Below are 14,829 nucleotides of genomic sequence, written 5' to 3' on the forward strand. Positions count from 1 at the left end.
TTACTCCTCTTCGGCGATATCACTCAGAACCGCTGCACTCTCCAGCTGCGCCTGATAAGCTGCCAACCGCGTGACCAGCTCACTCAAGCGTGGCTGCAATGCGTCGCTTTGCTGTTGTGGATCGCGGCAGGCAATCTCCAGTTGCAGACAGGCATCAGCCAACCGATGCTGGCGGGCGATACGCACGCTGCCCGCGATGCGATGTACCAGATCGGCAATTTCAGCACGATGATGGTCGAGGTTGAAATCGTCTAACTGCGCCAAATCTTCCGCCAGCGTGGCAACCATTAAATCGCGCATGGCCGCTTCCATCTGGCGATCAACATCGCTACTCTCTGGCGCTGCAGGCACGGTGACGTCCGCTGGAGATTGTTCTGCACCAATCGCGCGCAGTGCGGCCGCCAGGCTGCTGATCGAGCAGGGTTTAAACAGACAGCTGTTCATGCCGGCTTCCAGGCAGCGTTTGATTACCACATGCATGGCATTCGCGGTAAAGCCCATGATCCAAATCGGTTCACGCCCTAAATCTTCTTCCGATTCACGAATAATCTCGGTTAGTTGATAACCATTTAAACCCGGCATATTGCAGTCGGTGATCACCACATCGTAATTGCCACGCTGCCACATCTGTAATGCTTCATGACCATCAGCGGCCAAATCCGCATGTTGCCCCAACCAACTCAACTGTTTCGCCAGCAGCATACGGTTAGCTGCGTTATCATCCACCACCAGCACCGAACGGAGCGGCAGTTTTTCACCCTCTTCCGCTTTCTCTTCCAGCTCGAGGCTCTGACTTTCCGCCATCGGCAACATCAACGTAGCGCGGGCGCAGGTTCCCACACCTTTTTCACTGCTCAGCGTTAAGGTTCCGCCCATCTTTTCACAAATGGTACGGCTGATATAAAGACCAAGCCCGGTTCCGGCGCGGCGGTTATCGGCCTGGCTGAAGGGTTTAAACAGCGCGGCCTGCTGTTTTTCATCAATACCAATGCCGCTGTCCTGCACTTCAATCACCAGATACACGTGGCCGGCAGCGACATCTTTCCGTTGGGTGAGTGTCAGTGAGACGCCGCCCTGATCGGTGAATTTGATCGCGTTGCTTAACAGATTGGACAGCACCTGCTTGATGCGCAACGGATCGGCGAGCACCTGCTCCAACCCATCTTCGGGAATGTGCCTGGTCAGCGTGATATTTTTGTCAATCGCTAGCCCCTGAAACACCTTCATCAGGTTATCGATCAGCTTGCCGGGATGCACCGCTTCCGGATGATATTCCAGCTGGCCGCCTTCAATGCGCGAGATGTCGAGGATATCGCCAATCAGCCCCACCAGACTTTCCGCTGAATCGTACGCCACTTCTAATGCCTGCAAATCCTGCTCGCCGCTGCGCCCTTTTTTCAGCGCCATATCCAGCATGCCGATAATGGCGTTCATTGGCGTACGGATTTCATGGCTCATGGTGGAGAGAAAAACTGATTTAGCGCGGCTGGAATCTTCGGCCCGCTCTTTGGCCTCGCGTAGTTCGGCAAACAGCGCTTCACGCTCGGAGATGTCCATCCAACCGGCGATAACACCGACCACGTTGCCATCGCTGTCGTTAAACGGCTGGATCCACTGATAAACGGTGACGCCAATCGAAGAATCCGGGTTGTCCCACAGGTCATAACGGCGATCTTCAACGATCGGAACGCCAGTTTTTACCACACCAATCAGCTGATTGTGATAAAACGCCGCCTGCTCTGGCGTGCGTAAGCCGGGATGTTCGGGCATGGTTTTGCCCAACGCCTCTTCATAAATCACACCGGTTTCCACTAAATAGCGCTGGTTACAGTAGGTTAAACGACCATCTTTGTCGCGCAGTGAAACCGGGAACGGCATGCTGGTGACTAACGCTTGTAGCTGCGCCAGCTGCACATTCAGTTCACGCCGCAGCTCGGCTTTTCGGCGAATAATTTGTCGCTGATACAGCGCCCAGCCAATCACCATCAACATGAGCAATACAAAAAAGATGATGCTGGCGATCAGCACCCCCTGATAGCGCTGCCAGAAGCTGTCGTAAACAATCAGGTCGCTGGGCCGCCAGCGGTTCGCCAGCTCCTCAATCTCCACCGGTGGAATGCTCAGCAGCACTTTATCGAGAATGCTGCGCAGTTCGGGATCGGCGCGTCCAACGCCAAACGAAACCCACGCGGGCGAACTGCCAATCGCGCTGACCATCTTTAACTTATTCTGGAAGTGAGTTTTGATCTGATAATCCACCATCACCAGAATATCGACGCCCGCATCGGCCTGGCCTTTTTCCACCTTCGCCATCATTTCTGTGATGTTCTGTACTGGCACAATCTCAATTTCCGGATAACGCGCATGCACCGTATTTTCGACGCTGGTGTTGGCGACCATCGCCAGCCGCTTGCCGCGCAGATCGGGCAGCGAATGAATATCGTTGTTACCCACGCGCGTGGTCAGGGCAAAGGTGCTGCGCAGATAAGGTCGGGTAAACAGAATTTGCTGCTCGCGCTGAGCGCTGGGTGTCAGCGAGGCGAACATATCAAAATCGGCGCTGTTGACGCGGTTAACCAACTCTTGTGAGGTATCGACGGTTTCAAAACTGAAACGCAAACCGGTTTTCAGTGTGACGAGCGTGATGAGATCGCTGACCATGCCGCGCAAGGCGCCACTCTGATCGATAATGGTCATCGGCGCGGCTTTGTCCTGGCTGAACATCACCATTTTTATCACCGGATGCGCCATCATCCATTTACGTTCCTCAGCGGTGAAAGGTGGGGTATTCAGCGACTGGTTCATCCCCACCATGTCGGGCTGCCAAATACGCAACAGTTCGTTTTTCTCTTCCTGCGGCACGTTACTGATTGCACGATTCACCAGCGTTTGAAGTTCTGTCGCCTGCTCGGAAAACGCAAAACTGATCATCTTCTGCGGCAGCTGGCTAAAGCGGACCATGCGCAAATTATTTAAAAAGTTACGGCTGAGGGAAAAACTGTTGCCCAGATAGACACGCGCGGTTCCAAAGGAGACGGCGCTCAGCGCATCCTGATAATTTTCATACATGCGGAAATTAGCGTGCGGATAAGCCTGACGCAGCAGGCTTAAAGGCAGATAGGTCTTCACCACGGCAACATCAATATTGTGGAGATCGCCGGGCAAAGGGTCGTTATCGTTGGCGCGCATGCCGAGAACCGGTTGTTCACTGGCATAAGGATCAGAAAAAAGCAGCGGGCTCTCATCCTGCCGCGCAGTGAGCGACGGCACCAAATCGATCTTGCCACTTTTCAACGCATTGAGTGCTTGCTCCAGCGACGCATATTGCTCAATGTGCAGCGTTAAGCCGAGCTGTTTAGCTACCAGTCCAGCATAGTCGGCGCTCAATCCTTCATATTCGTCCCGCATGTTAGTCATGCCATAAGGCGGTGACTCGCTGGGAAAAATGCCCATTACTAACTGCTTTTTATCCTGCAGCAGATGACGGTCTTCCGTCGAAAGCACTAGCGGTTTGAGCCCCTCAAATGAGGCGCGAGTCAGTAAATGAAACTCTTTCGCCTGCACAGGAACCCGCGCGGCACAGAGCAATATCAGGAAAATGCAGCAAAGCGTACGCATAGCACCGGCTATTTGATCAGGTTGTTACGACGGGCAAAATCGATTAGCTCGATCAGCGACTGCGCATTGAGCTTCTGCTTTAGACGATGTTTATAAGTGCTGATCGTTTTTTCACTCAGCAGCAATTGTTCGCCAATCTGTTTATTACCCATGCCCTTACCGATGCTAACTAACACGCTCAATTCACGATCGGAAAGTTGCTCTAACAAGCCGTCGTCATCATGATAGCTGTCAGTTTGCTCATACGATTGATAGGTTGATTGCGGAAAAAAACTGTATCCGCGCATCACCATTTTGATGGCATCTAATAATTCGCTCATATCATCAGATTTGGTGACGAAGCCATCTGCACCGGCTTGTTTACAGCGCTGGGCAAAATGGCTGCTGGACTGCGATGTCAGCACTAAGATCTTTAGCGACAAATTCAGGGTGCGCAGCCGCTCCAGCACCTGGAAACCATCAATTTTTGGCAGCCCAATATCCAGCAGCACTAAATCTGGCAAACATTCCCGTGTTTTCTGAATAGCGTCGACACCGTTATTGGTTTCGGCCACCACTTCCATCTCATTGCGTTCCAGCAACATTTTTACGGCAAATCGGATAACCGGATGGTCATCAACAATGATTACTTTTTTCATAGAAATGAGATCCTGATGACTACGCTGAGCGGGTTATCAATGAGTTCCCAGGGCGGATTACACTATCCGGTTTTAACAGAATGGTCTGTAGGAAATTACTTATGCTTCCTATTCCTGACCCTGAGCTTTTCAGCAGTTTTGTGCCAATCCGATCCTACTCGTCCTGCTGTAACAATATAACTTAACAACACATTTTACCAAATTGTAGGACTCAGAGAATTTTTACCCAGCGGGAAGATGGATGTGAGTCGTGGCATAGCTTTTTTCTGATACGCCCGTTGCAGAACGGTGCATAAGGATGAGAGGCGTGACCTGTGAATGAGCAGAACACTATTTTTTCAAAGTAGATAAAAATCTCGCTAACGCTGTTTGTACGAAATGCCTTACATAATTGCGATTCCACTCTGATGGAGTGCCGGTAAAACAATTATTAAAATGACGTCCAATCCCTAACTTTGCCTTTAGCACATTCCACTAAACGCGTGAATTCGAGTTTGTCATGAAGAAAATTATCGTCGCTATATTATTTTTACTGATTAATACCACAAGCCAATTGGCTTGGGCAGATCGCTGTGATTATGATCCCGGTTCTGGCCCGGTAAATTTAACTGTTCCGCTTTCAGTTGCGAATATTTCAGTTGGCGCTGACGTTCCGGTTGGCTCGACAGTGCATACCCTTAAGGTAATAGGCAGTGCAGGTAAACAACCTTGGTTAGTTTGTCGTCCTGAAGGAACATCAAATGGGTTCAGTATTGACCAGTATCTTAGCCTGACCAATGCACCGGCATTAGTTCCGGGCTGGACTGGAAATTATGCGGGCGCAGTATTTCAAACAGGTGTTCCCGGTCTAGGTGTCGCCATTGTCAATAATGACGGTACTACCGCCAATCAAGCCATTACCACTTCAGCGGTAAAAAAGTGGACGACGCCGGTGGGAAATACAGCCTATCATTTTTATTATGGTAACTCATTTACTCTTCATTTTATTAAGACCGGCCCAATGAGTGCAGGCACAGTTAATGGTGCACAGCTGCCAACCGTTTTATTAACCACCGGATCTGTTACGCCTGTAGTGAATATTCCTGATACGCCCTATCGACTTAACTTCTCCGGCAGTCTGAATGTGATCGCCGCCAGTTGCACCACACCCGATGTCAACGTCAACATGGGCAAATGGGAAATCAATAGCTGGTTTGGTACAGGCAAAGCCAATGCCACCTCATGGGTGCCATTTGATATTCGATTGACTAACTGCCCAGCATTTCAGGGTAATTATTCCAATCCCAGCGCACCGCCTACGTATCATACTGGCAGCGGATTTGCCGCAGGAACCTGGGTGACGAACAGTATCAAGATTAGATTCACACCGAGTAATGGGGTCATTGACGCCGCTCAGGGCATTATGAGTCTGGACAACAGTGCTGATTCCGCACAAGGTATAGGTATTCAAATTGCCGACGGAAAGGTTTCACCTGCACCGGTCAATCTCAACCAGACGCTCGATAAAAATATGGCCAGTAACGCGGTGGGGACGGTTTTACTGCCTTTCTCCGCGCGCTATATCAAAACAGGCGGCACCGTTTCGCCTGGTGTTGCAAATGGTAAAGTGATTTTCAATATAAGCTATTACTGATTAAGCATTGTTAAATGAGCGGGAATAAGGTTGTATACCTTATTCCCTTTTTTATATCTGAATCCCATCATGTTAGTAGGAAACACGCAAACCAACCGTTTTGGTTAGGTCGCAGTCAATCGCGTTCCATTCACCTGCAATACTCAACGATAGGTCGTCGTAATAATTCCTTTCTGCTTTGTATTATCAATCCACACTAACTTCATACTGCCTTGATGACCAGGCAAAGCCTTGAATCGGACATCAGAGTGAATTGCTGAAATACGCGGTTGAGTGGTTCTGGGACAATGGGTCTTAACGTTTTTTTGCTGCAAGGTTATCTCGCACGTCTCTTCTTTTAAATAACCCTGAAAATGAAGCGTGCTGCCCGAAGCTGGCACATTGGCTGAATATAAGCTGGAGAGAAAGGCAAACAGGATGGCGTTGCGGAAAGTCATGTTGTGGCCTCTTATCAAGAATGACATCTTAATAATCGGCCAGATTGAGTAAAACTAAAGTTTTTAGAGATGTTTAACTGCCCGGCGGAGTTGCTCCACCAGGCACTTGACATTTAGCGACCACAAACCGCATTAAAGGATTGCAGTGCAGGTTTGCTGTTTTTTGCTTCAGGCATACGTTTGTATGGTAACTGACACGATTGATTGGCATCGTTACCCCAGCGCACCGTCAATTTGCCCTGCTCTTGTTCTACCAAGGCGTATGCCTGTCCTGCCTGACCCACGGAACCCACCTGCTTGCCTTTGCTGTCCAGCACATCGGCGCCAAACGGTAAGGGTTTGCCTTGCCAGTTCGCGGAAATCAGTATTGGCAGACCACGGTGCGCCTTGTATTTCACTTTCACCACCGCACCTGAATAAGGTGCGACGCGTGAAGAGGTGTTCTCAAGCTCCACGCCCGCTGACGTGCCTTTGGGATCCACCACGATCTCATTCATCTGATAGGGATTGAGATAAGGTACCAGCGCATATCCGCTGTTATCGACAAACACGCCCGGATAGGACGACACGCTCGCGCCCTGCGCACCTTTGGCTTCCACCAGTGCATAGGTATCGCCGGTGTACGGGCTCAAGGTTACACCACCGCTGTGTGCCACGATCGTACCATTAAGTCCCACAGAACCGCTCTGGTAACCTTTACCCGTACTCAATGAACCGCTGAGGTTAGTAGCACTGGCGCGATATTGTCCATTGAGCGAGCCGCTGCTGCCATCACCTGCCGCAGCATGACGCGCCGTTGCGCCATAGCTGAACTGGTTATCATCTCCCGCCGTACCGGCGATCGAGGCGAGTTGCCCCCAACGCCCATCATTGTCATGTGAAAGTTCAGTGCGTAATAGCGGCGTATGGCGTTGATTATCACTACCCAACGGCATACTGAAACTCAGCAAGTAACTGTTTTGCGAGCTGCCATAGCTGCTGTAGCTACGGTTGACGGAAATGCCCCATGACACGGAACCAGTGCGATTGTTATAGCCAAGCTGGAACTGTTTCTGGTTGCCTTCACGATTCCAGTAATCCTGCATCGAGCCACTGAGGTAGACATTTCCCCATATATCCGGCAGCGTTTGTCCGGCGGTGACCGAGAAACGATTTTTGGCACGATATACGGAATCCAGGCTAGCGCCACGCTGTAGCACATCACGGCTTTGCATCGCTGTCATAAAATCCATATAACCGGACGTTGAGAAGCGGTAAGCAGCGATTGACAGATTACTGCCGCTTTCCGGCACCGCTTTGCTGTAGCTAATACGGTAACTTTGCCCGGTCATGCTGGCATCTTGCTGCTCATCAACATTGCGCAGATGGGTGCGTGCCTGCGTAATATCAAAAGCAAAAGCACCCAGAGGTGTACCTAACGCCGTTCCGCCTTGCAGCGCATAATAATTCTGGCTCGCCTGCAATCCTGCGTAACCGGTAACATTGTTAGTTAAGCCATATTGCCAAGTGCCCTGATAGAGCGCGACGTCATCACGAATGTAGTTGGCACGCAATTTACCCGCCGTCACGTTATAGCGGGATGTTCCTGGGCGCAGCAATTGCGCTACCGCTGCATAAGGCACGCGGAAACTGCTTTTGCTGCCATCCGCTTCAATCACCGTTACCTCGAGATCGCCACCGTAGCCGGTAGGATAAAGATCGTTGATTAGGAACTCGCCCGGCGACACGGTGGTTTCATAAATCACCTGACCTTGCTGACTAACCGTTACGCGTGCGTTGGTGCGCGCGATACCGCGAATTTCCGGCGCATAGCCGCGCTGAGATTCCGGCAACATGCGCTCGTCGCTGGCCAGTTGAACGCCACTGAACGGCAGCGTATCGAAAATCACACCGCTGGTATTTGATTGCCCGACGACAAGGCGTCCACGCAATGGCACTACATCATGCTGCACATAGGTATTAAGCGACTGATAACCGCTGCCGCCTTGTTGCTGCCAGTTGTAGTTGCCGTTGTGACGCAGGTACCAACCGCCGATGTTCAACCCTGCGTTCACGCCGCCAAAGAAGGATTTATACACCTGTCCCGCCGAGCGGCTGGTGTAGGCATTGGTCGAGTATCCCAACATGAAGGCCGGGATCCCTTCATCCCATAACGCTGGATCAACGTAATCCTGTGGCACCTTATTCAGATAGATTTGCGGAATGGAGATGTCGAGACGCAACTGGTTGCTGTCGTAGCTCACGCTGGCGTCCGGCAATACAGACGTTAAATCGCTGCAATCCTTTTCACTCGTGAGCAGATCCGCAGCCGACGCGGGCAGCGCCGAGGCATTAAACGGGATCTTTTTCAGCAATGATGAAGGTATGCAGGCGCGAACTTGCTTATCTGCCATCTCGCGGAAGTTGATATCCTGATTGGCAATCAAGTGTTCATTAACGTACACCAACGTGCGATAGGTGCCCGGTGTAGCCGATGCGCCCTGGTTAAAGCGCGCCAGATCAATGGCTCCCCCTTTGCTGACCTGTAAAAAACTGGCGTCAAACTCCGCCTCTTCAGCGGCAAAGGCTTGATTTGCGCCACTTAATAACGCGGTAAACACCGCGCTCGCTAATAAGGTGTAACGCAGTGGCATTGAAGATTCTCTGGTAAAAGTCATAAGCGTGCCTTCCGGCACGTCCTGACATGCCGGCTATAGGAGATAGAGATTCAAGAGAGAAGTTATTTAATGGCAGCGGTAAAAGGCTGAACGGCCCCGAAATCGTTAACGTAGTCGCCGCTGACGTTGGCACCTGCGCTGGCGCTGATTTTGAAAGTCAACGAGGAGAGTGGCGGCACCATTTCACCGTCAATCGTGCGTCCATTCACCGTAACCGTCACTAGCGAGACGTTGTAAGGCGTTGGATTGCTGGCTTTCAGCTGGCCATTACTCACAGACCAATTCAGCGATTTCACCGCTTCATTCGCATCGCCCTTCAGTCCTGCTGGACGATAAAACAGTTTGATACGGGTGCGGAACGCCATCTGTAAGGTATTAAGTTCCGCCTTGTCTTTGGTTTTAGCCGGAATCTCCAGCACGTTTAGCCATGACACTGATTCACGATCGTGTGCAAACGCACCAGAATTGCTTAAAGACAAACGTAAAGTCTGCCCTTTCCCTGCATCAACACGGTTCACCGGTGGCGTGATGATGTAAGGCGTTTGAATGTTCTCAGGTGTCGCATTGGCATCTCCGTTATCAACCCAGCTTTGGATCAACACGGGTGAAGCTCCCACGTTTTTCAGTTGCACGGAGACTTCTTTGTCATCCTGATGATAGATAACGCGCGTACCGGTAATGACGATGCTGGCTAATGCCTGGCCACTCATTAAAGTTGCCCAAAGCAAAGCAAAAAAAGGCAGGGTTTTGTTACGGGAGATGTTCATGTTGAAATCCTGAGAAAGAAAGGTGGGATTTCTCCCACCTGACGATGACTACTTATACATAATTGAGTAAACGACGTTGCTTGATACCAAACCCGGGGTGGTGGCATTTTCGGCGTAATACTGCACGGCATAGCTCAGCGTTCCACTTCCGGAGGCTACGTCGACGAAGGAATTGTTTGTGATTTGATTCTGGTTGCCCGCCTGAATCACGTTCGAGTTGTCCCCATCCAGCAACTGCAGGCTAACGTTGGTTGCACCACCGTTGGGGGCCGTGACCGTATTTTTCAGACGACCGGTTACGGTGTCCACTGTTGCACCCGCTTCGAAGAAGGCTGATGCCGTTTTCAACGTGCCGCTACAGTTATTCAGCGCCATGTTGAAGCCGGTACGACCCGCAACCTTAGACGCGGCTTTCAGGTCGGCAGTTGATACTATTGGCAGCTGGATAGTGGCATCTGCCCCCTGGCCGTCAACGATAACGTCACAGGTACTGGCAGTCAGTTCACCATTAAAGGTGATGGTACCGTCTGATGCCTGAGACGACGCGCTCATCACCAGCAGAGCCAAAGCGGAAGCAGCGAAAATAGATTGAGTAGTTTTGCTCACGAGAATGATTCCCTGTTTGTCGTTTTTACGTGGAGGCTAATCGCTCCGGTCCTCAGACTGAGTACCCTTAAGAAGACCTGGTGTTGCTTAAGGGAAGGTGTCCGTCTGATGGCGTAAAGATTACGGTTTACAGGGGATGTCAGGTATCAGAGCGGAGGCCTACATTTGTCAAGATAGGCTGTAATTCTTGTAGTCCATTTTGTAGGCCGCTGTAGTCCAATGTAAGCATTGATGCGGGCGTCAGGATTTATTGAGCAGAATGCTGCTCGAGGTAATCAGCAATACTGGCATTGATCTCTTCAACTGTTGAAGAGACTTCCGACCACAGATTGGCTAAGAGGATGTTGTCAGGGAGATATTGCAGGCAGGCTGTTTCTAACTGGCGACAGGCATGTTCAGCGCGACGAGCGCCGATGATCTGCGCGGCTCCGGCAATACGGTGCACGCTTTTGGCGAGTTCACCCCAATCCGCGCGGGCATAAAGCGCTGCAGCTACGTTTAAATCCGTGGAATTACTTTTTAGTGTCATGGCAAGCATGGCGTAAAGCAGGGATTCATCGTGGCCAGTTAACGTGCGCAGGCGCTCCAGGCTAAGTAGTGAATCTAAGGATTTTGCAGATTTAGCCAAGAGAGCCTCTTTCTGTGCAACGCAGCACACTAATCGAGATGATGACGACGCGCGAAATCGATTAATTCGAGTGTAGAATTCAGCGCCAGTTTGGTCAGGATGCGGGTTTTGTAAGTACTGACAGTTTTATTGCTGATGTGCATGATCTCAGAGATATCGATCACTTTCATACCGCGCGCCAGATGCTGCAGAACCTGAAATTCGCGGCTTGAGAGATTTTTAATCGCATCCACTTCCGCTTCGGGCATTTTATTGGTGCCCTTATTATCGCGGCGCTTCAGTGGGAAGTAGCCGTAACCGCGCATCACGGCGCGCACCGCATCACCCAGCTCTTCCAGATTATTACGCTTACCGACAAAACCATCGGCCCCGGTGCTCATACAGCGACTCAAATAGTGGTCATCATCGCGAGCGGTTAACACCAGAATGCCACCGCGATATTCCGCTGCGCGCAATTTCACGATCAGCTCAATGCCGCTTAGTCCAGGAATATCGAGGTCAAGCACGATGAGATCGGGATGATGTTCGTTGATCATTTTCAACGCCTGGTGGCCCTCTTCCGCTTCGGCTACCACCGTATGCCCATCTTTTTCCAGTAAAAAACGAACCGCAAGACGTGCGACTGGATGATCATCAATTATCAAAATACTCGCCATCTTCACCTCTTCTACGACGACAGGAGTTGTTCCATGTAGTTTAAAATAACTTACCAATAAAACAATCAGATAAGCGGTGCGATATTCCCAATTCCGGGGAAATGTCCTACAAAATGGGCGAAATGGATGACAAGCCAAATTTGCAAAAGTAAAACGATCGGTTTACTTTTTAAGGATGAAAAAGAAACTCGATATCATCAATGCCGCTGAGCGGCTGTTCTATCTCAACGGCTTTCACGCCATCAGCACCGATCGCATTTGCAGCGAGGCGAATGTCTCGACGCGCACCTTGTATCGCTATTTCCCCTCGCGTGAAGCGCTAACGGCCGCGGTGCTGGAGGCGCGACAAGATCGTTTCTTCGCCGCGTTGCAATCGCCGGACCATCCACAAGCGGTCAGCCACATGTTCGATGCGATGGCCGACTGGATGCAGCAATATGGCAATAATGGCTGCTTGTTTCTCAAGGCATGGGGCGAATACGCCGGAGAAGATGCCGCGCTAGCTGAACAGGCGCTGGCTTACCGCCACAAGATGCGCGATTACATTGCACGCGCCATTCAACAGGCGCTCGGCAAGCAGCATGTCGCGCTAGCGGATGCGGTTTGGCTGCTGTTTGAAGGTGTGCTGACTTCCGCGCTGATCATCGGCGCGGCGCAGGCGTGCGAAGCCGGTAAAAACGCCGCGCTGCAGCTTATCGCGTTCAGTGAACAGACATGAAGGGTACGGCGCTCGGCATCACCGGATTTGCACTTATCGCGGTGACCTACGGTATGGCGCGTTTCGCCTGGGGCTTGATGATGCCCGAGGTGATGCACGACATCCCCTTTACCCGGCGCGTTTCTGGCGTGCTTTCGGCCTGTAGCTTTGCCGCTTACTGTGTGGCGGTGTTGATCGCGCCGATGATGACCGCCCGCGCCGGGCCGCGATTTCCAGCTGCGATTGCCGCGCTGTGTGCCGCGTTGGGTTTGTTGATCATCGCGAGCGCGGTATCGCCGTGGATGCTGGGCGTGGGATTGTTTATCGCCGGTATGAGCGCCGGTCTCGCCTCGCCTGCGTTAGCGAGCGCCGTCAGCCAGCGTATTGAGGCTGAGCAACAGCCGCAGATGAACACGGTTATCAATGCCGGAACCAGCATGGGCATTATGTTGTCAGTGCCAATTTTGTACTGGCTGCCCGGCGGCTGGCGCATCGCCTGTGCGGTTTTTGCCGCGCTGGCGATGATCTGCCTGGTGCCGATTTGGCGCCTGCTACCCAATCACAGTGAAAACGCTCAACGTGAATCCTGGTTAAGCCACCTGCGGCAGCGTTCGCTGCAGCGCCTTATCTTCATTGCACTGTTCAGCGGCGTCGCCAGCGCGGCTTGGTGGAGCTTCGGCCCGGATCTGCTGCATCACATTCACGTCAGCGACCGCATGGTTAGCCTGTTGTGGCTCATCGCTGGCGCAGCAGGCATTATCGGCGCGCTCACCGGCCCGATGGCGAAATGGATGGGGATGAAGCGGGTTTATTGGCTGTCGCAATGCTGCCTTGCCGTGCCCTTATTGCTACTGGCGTTCAGCCATCACTATTCAGCCTGGCTGTTTCCCGCCGTGGCGCTGGGTGGCGCGGCGTATGTTACGCTCTCGGGCGTGTTGCTGGTGTGGGGCGCAGAAGCAACCAACAATGCCCCCGCCGTTGGCGTAGGCATCTTGTTCGTTATGTTGGCGGCGGGTCAGGTGATGGGATCACTGCTGTTTGGACAACTCTTTATGCTGGCAGGCGCGCCAACCGCATTAACGCTGTTTGCCGCGCTGCCGTTGCTAATGATGTTTGTTATTCGTCGTTAAACGGATCTTTTTTGTCGTCTTCACTGTCATCGCGCGTTCTGGGGATCTCACCGTGTTCGCTGGGATTGTCCTTGGCGGGATGCTTTTCATCATTCACGTCGCGTTTATCTTTAGGGTGATTGCTCATCTGAAGCTCCTTTGTTGATCACCCATTAAGTGTAGTTGATGGGGCGAGGCGTTCGCCCCATACGCTTACTGCAACGCTTTCAGAATCTGCATCGCGACTTTAACCCGCTCGGTATTGGGATAATTTTTGTTCGCCAATATCACAATGCCGACCTGCTTCTCCGGGATGAAGGCGACATAAGCACCGAACCCACCGGTTGCGCCGGTCTTATGCACCCACGACGCGCTGACACGCGGATGTGATTCGGCATCCCGCACCGGCTGCGGCCCAAGCGCCACCTTGTTATCCGCGCCCTTCACCGCCATCTCCGCCTGAGCGGGCCAATCCAGCATCTCCCACCCCAAACCTTGATAGAGCGCATCGGTGCGATAGAAACGCGTTTGCGCGAAATCCAGCGCCTGCTGCAGCGGCTTATCGTTAACCTGCTGCGGATCCATATTGGCCTGCATCCAGCGCGCCATATCTTTAATCGACGACTTCACGCCATAGGCTTCAGCATCCAGCATGCCCGGCGACACGCGCACCGGTTTGCCTTCGCGGTAGCCCCATGCGTAAGCATTTTTCGCGGCGTCAGGCACGGTTATAAAGGTGTGCTTGAGCTGCAATGGCGTGAATACGCGCTGCTGCATTGCCTGTTCAAAAGTCAGCCCGCTGGGTTTCGTCGCCAGCCAGCCAAATAAGCCGATGCTGCTGTTGGCATATTGACGCGTGTTGCCCGGCGCCCACTGCGGTTGCCACTGTTGATAGAAGTTCGCCAGCGCCTTTTCTTCGGTCACGGCATCGGGCACCTGCAGCGGCAAGCCGCCAGCGGTGTAAGTCGCCAGCTGCAGCAGCGTGATGTCGCGCCACTGCGGCGTGTTCAGTGCCGGCCAATATTTGCTGGCAGCATCGCTCAGCGCGATCTCTCCTTTATTCACCGCAACGCCACTCAGCACGCCGGTGAAGGTTTTACTCACCGAACCCAGCTCAAACAGCGTGTCTTGGGTGACCGGGCGCTGCTGTTTGACATCCGCCATGCCCCAGGTGAAATAGTGAGGCTGGCCTTTAATCACCACCGCTACCGCCATGCCGGGAATCGATTGCTGCTGCATTAGCGGTTTGATCGCCCGATCAACGGTTGCTTGCACATCTGCCGTGGTGGCAAACGCCATGGAGCACGCCGAGGTCAGCGCTGTTGCTATCAATGTTTGAGAAATCAATTTCACTGTAGTTAACCTTCCGGGTTGTTGTTCCGC

General features: G+C 52.2%; 13 protein-coding genes. 3 read left to right on the plus strand and 10 right to left on the minus strand.

The window, feature by feature from the left end; all coding sequences use genetic code 11:
• Positions 1–3,504 (minus strand): transporter substrate-binding domain-containing protein, encoded by a 3,504-nt coding sequence (locus PO881_RS19755; protein ID WP_280173134.1) that lies wholly within the window; start codon positions 3,502–3,504, stop codon positions 1–3.
• Between the two features lie 122 nt (positions 3,505–3,626).
• The gene (locus PO881_RS19760; protein ID WP_280173135.1) at positions 3,627–4,256 is read right to left on the minus strand and encodes a response regulator transcription factor; all 630 of its coding nucleotides are present in this window, start codon (positions 4,254–4,256) and stop codon (positions 3,627–3,629) included.
• A 499-nt stretch (positions 4,257–4,755) separates the two neighbouring features.
• Here PO881_RS19760 and PO881_RS19765 point away from each other — a divergent pair, with 499 nt between their 5' ends.
• On the plus strand, positions 4,756–5,889 hold the full coding sequence (locus PO881_RS19765; RefSeq protein ID WP_280173136.1) for a fimbrial protein: 1,134 nt from the start codon (positions 4,756–4,758) through the stop codon (positions 5,887–5,889).
• Positions 5,890–6,032: 143 nt separating this feature from the next.
• On the opposite strand, the gene PO881_RS19770 is transcribed toward PO881_RS19765, so the two are convergent.
• From PO881_RS19770 to PO881_RS19795, 6 genes are all read right to left on the minus strand, one after another.
• Entirely contained in the window at positions 6,033–6,326 is a 294-nt protein-coding gene (locus PO881_RS19770; protein ID WP_280173137.1) for a hypothetical protein, read from the minus strand.
• A gap of 113 nt (positions 6,327–6,439) precedes the next feature.
• On the minus strand, positions 6,440–8,983 hold the full coding sequence (locus tag PO881_RS19775; protein ID WP_280173138.1) for a fimbria/pilus outer membrane usher protein: 2,544 nt from the start codon (positions 8,981–8,983) through the stop codon (positions 6,440–6,442).
• A gap of 62 nt (positions 8,984–9,045) precedes the next feature.
• The gene (locus tag PO881_RS19780; RefSeq protein ID WP_210080349.1) at positions 9,046–9,750 is read right to left on the minus strand and encodes a fimbria/pilus periplasmic chaperone; all 705 of its coding nucleotides are present in this window, start codon (positions 9,748–9,750) and stop codon (positions 9,046–9,048) included.
• A gap of 48 nt (positions 9,751–9,798) precedes the next feature.
• Positions 9,799–10,302 (minus strand): fimbrial protein, encoded by a 504-nt coding sequence (locus tag PO881_RS19785; protein ID WP_110866986.1) that lies wholly within the window; start codon positions 10,300–10,302, stop codon positions 9,799–9,801.
• A 301-nt stretch (positions 10,303–10,603) separates the two neighbouring features.
• Positions 10,604–10,984: an Hpt domain-containing protein gene (locus PO881_RS19790; RefSeq protein WP_280173139.1), complete on the minus strand. Its 381-nt coding sequence runs from the start codon at positions 10,982–10,984 to the stop codon at positions 10,604–10,606.
• 29 nt (positions 10,985–11,013) lie between these two features.
• Complete coding sequence (locus tag PO881_RS19795; RefSeq protein WP_192413021.1) at positions 11,014–11,640, minus strand: response regulator; 627 nt, start codon at positions 11,638–11,640, stop codon at positions 11,014–11,016.
• A gap of 175 nt (positions 11,641–11,815) precedes the next feature.
• Between PO881_RS19795 and PO881_RS19800 the strand changes: the two genes are divergently transcribed.
• Both PO881_RS19800 and PO881_RS19805 read left to right on the plus strand, forming a co-directional pair.
• Positions 11,816–12,358 (plus strand): TetR/AcrR family transcriptional regulator, encoded by a 543-nt coding sequence (locus PO881_RS19800; protein ID WP_137387367.1) that lies wholly within the window; start codon positions 11,816–11,818, stop codon positions 12,356–12,358.
• Positions 12,355–13,467, plus strand: coding sequence for an MFS transporter (locus PO881_RS19805; RefSeq protein WP_280173140.1), 1,113 nt, complete (start codon positions 12,355–12,357; stop codon positions 13,465–13,467). Before PO881_RS19800 ends, PO881_RS19805 begins: the two co-directional genes overlap by 4 nt.
• Here the strand turns inward: PO881_RS19805 and PO881_RS19810 are convergent.
• Positions 13,454–13,594: a hypothetical protein gene (locus PO881_RS19810; RefSeq protein WP_167391175.1), complete on the minus strand. Its 141-nt coding sequence runs from the start codon at positions 13,592–13,594 to the stop codon at positions 13,454–13,456. The genes PO881_RS19805 and PO881_RS19810 overlap by 14 nt on opposite strands.
• A 65-nt stretch (positions 13,595–13,659) precedes the next feature.
• Entirely contained in the window at positions 13,660–14,793 is a 1,134-nt protein-coding gene (blaPSZ, locus tag PO881_RS19815; protein ID WP_280173319.1) for a PSZ family class C beta-lactamase, read from the minus strand.
• Positions 14,794–14,829 lie beyond the last annotated feature (36 nt).

Source organism: Pantoea sp. SS70 (assembly GCF_029866845.1).
GTDB classification, from domain to species: Bacteria; Pseudomonadota; Gammaproteobacteria; order Enterobacterales; family Enterobacteriaceae; genus Pantoea; species Pantoea leporis.

Excerpts from the sequence above, each read along its gene's own strand:
- PO881_RS19800 (WP_137387367.1), top strand. The coding sequence starts at position 11,816 with ATGAAAAAGAAACTCGATATCATCAATGCCGCTGAGCGGCTGTTCTAT.
- PO881_RS19810 (WP_167391175.1), bottom strand. The coding sequence starts at position 13,594 with ATGAGCAATCACCCTAAAGATAAACGCGACGTGAATGATGAAAAGCAT.
- PO881_RS19765 (WP_280173136.1), top strand. The coding sequence starts at position 4,756 with ATGAAGAAAATTATCGTCGCTATATTATTTTTACTGATTAATACCACA.
- PO881_RS19760 (WP_280173135.1), bottom strand. The coding sequence starts at position 4,256 with ATGAAAAAAGTAATCATTGTTGATGACCATCCGGTTATCCGATTTGCC.
- PO881_RS19775 (WP_280173138.1), bottom strand. The coding sequence starts at position 8,983 with ATGACTTTTACCAGAGAATCTTCAATGCCACTGCGTTACACCTTATTA.
- PO881_RS19795 (WP_192413021.1), bottom strand. The coding sequence starts at position 11,640 with ATGGCGAGTATTTTGATAATTGATGATCATCCAGTCGCACGTCTTGCG.
- PO881_RS19785 (WP_110866986.1), bottom strand. The coding sequence starts at position 10,302 with ATGAGCGCGTCGTCTCAGGCATCAGACGGTACCATCACCTTTAATGGT.
- PO881_RS19805 (WP_280173140.1), top strand. The coding sequence starts at position 12,355 with ATGAAGGGTACGGCGCTCGGCATCACCGGATTTGCACTTATCGCGGTG.
- PO881_RS19780 (WP_210080349.1), bottom strand. The coding sequence starts at position 9,750 with ATGAACATCTCCCGTAACAAAACCCTGCCTTTTTTTGCTTTGCTTTGG.
- PO881_RS19770 (WP_280173137.1), bottom strand. The coding sequence starts at position 6,326 with ATGACTTTCCGCAACGCCATCCTGTTTGCCTTTCTCTCCAGCTTATAT.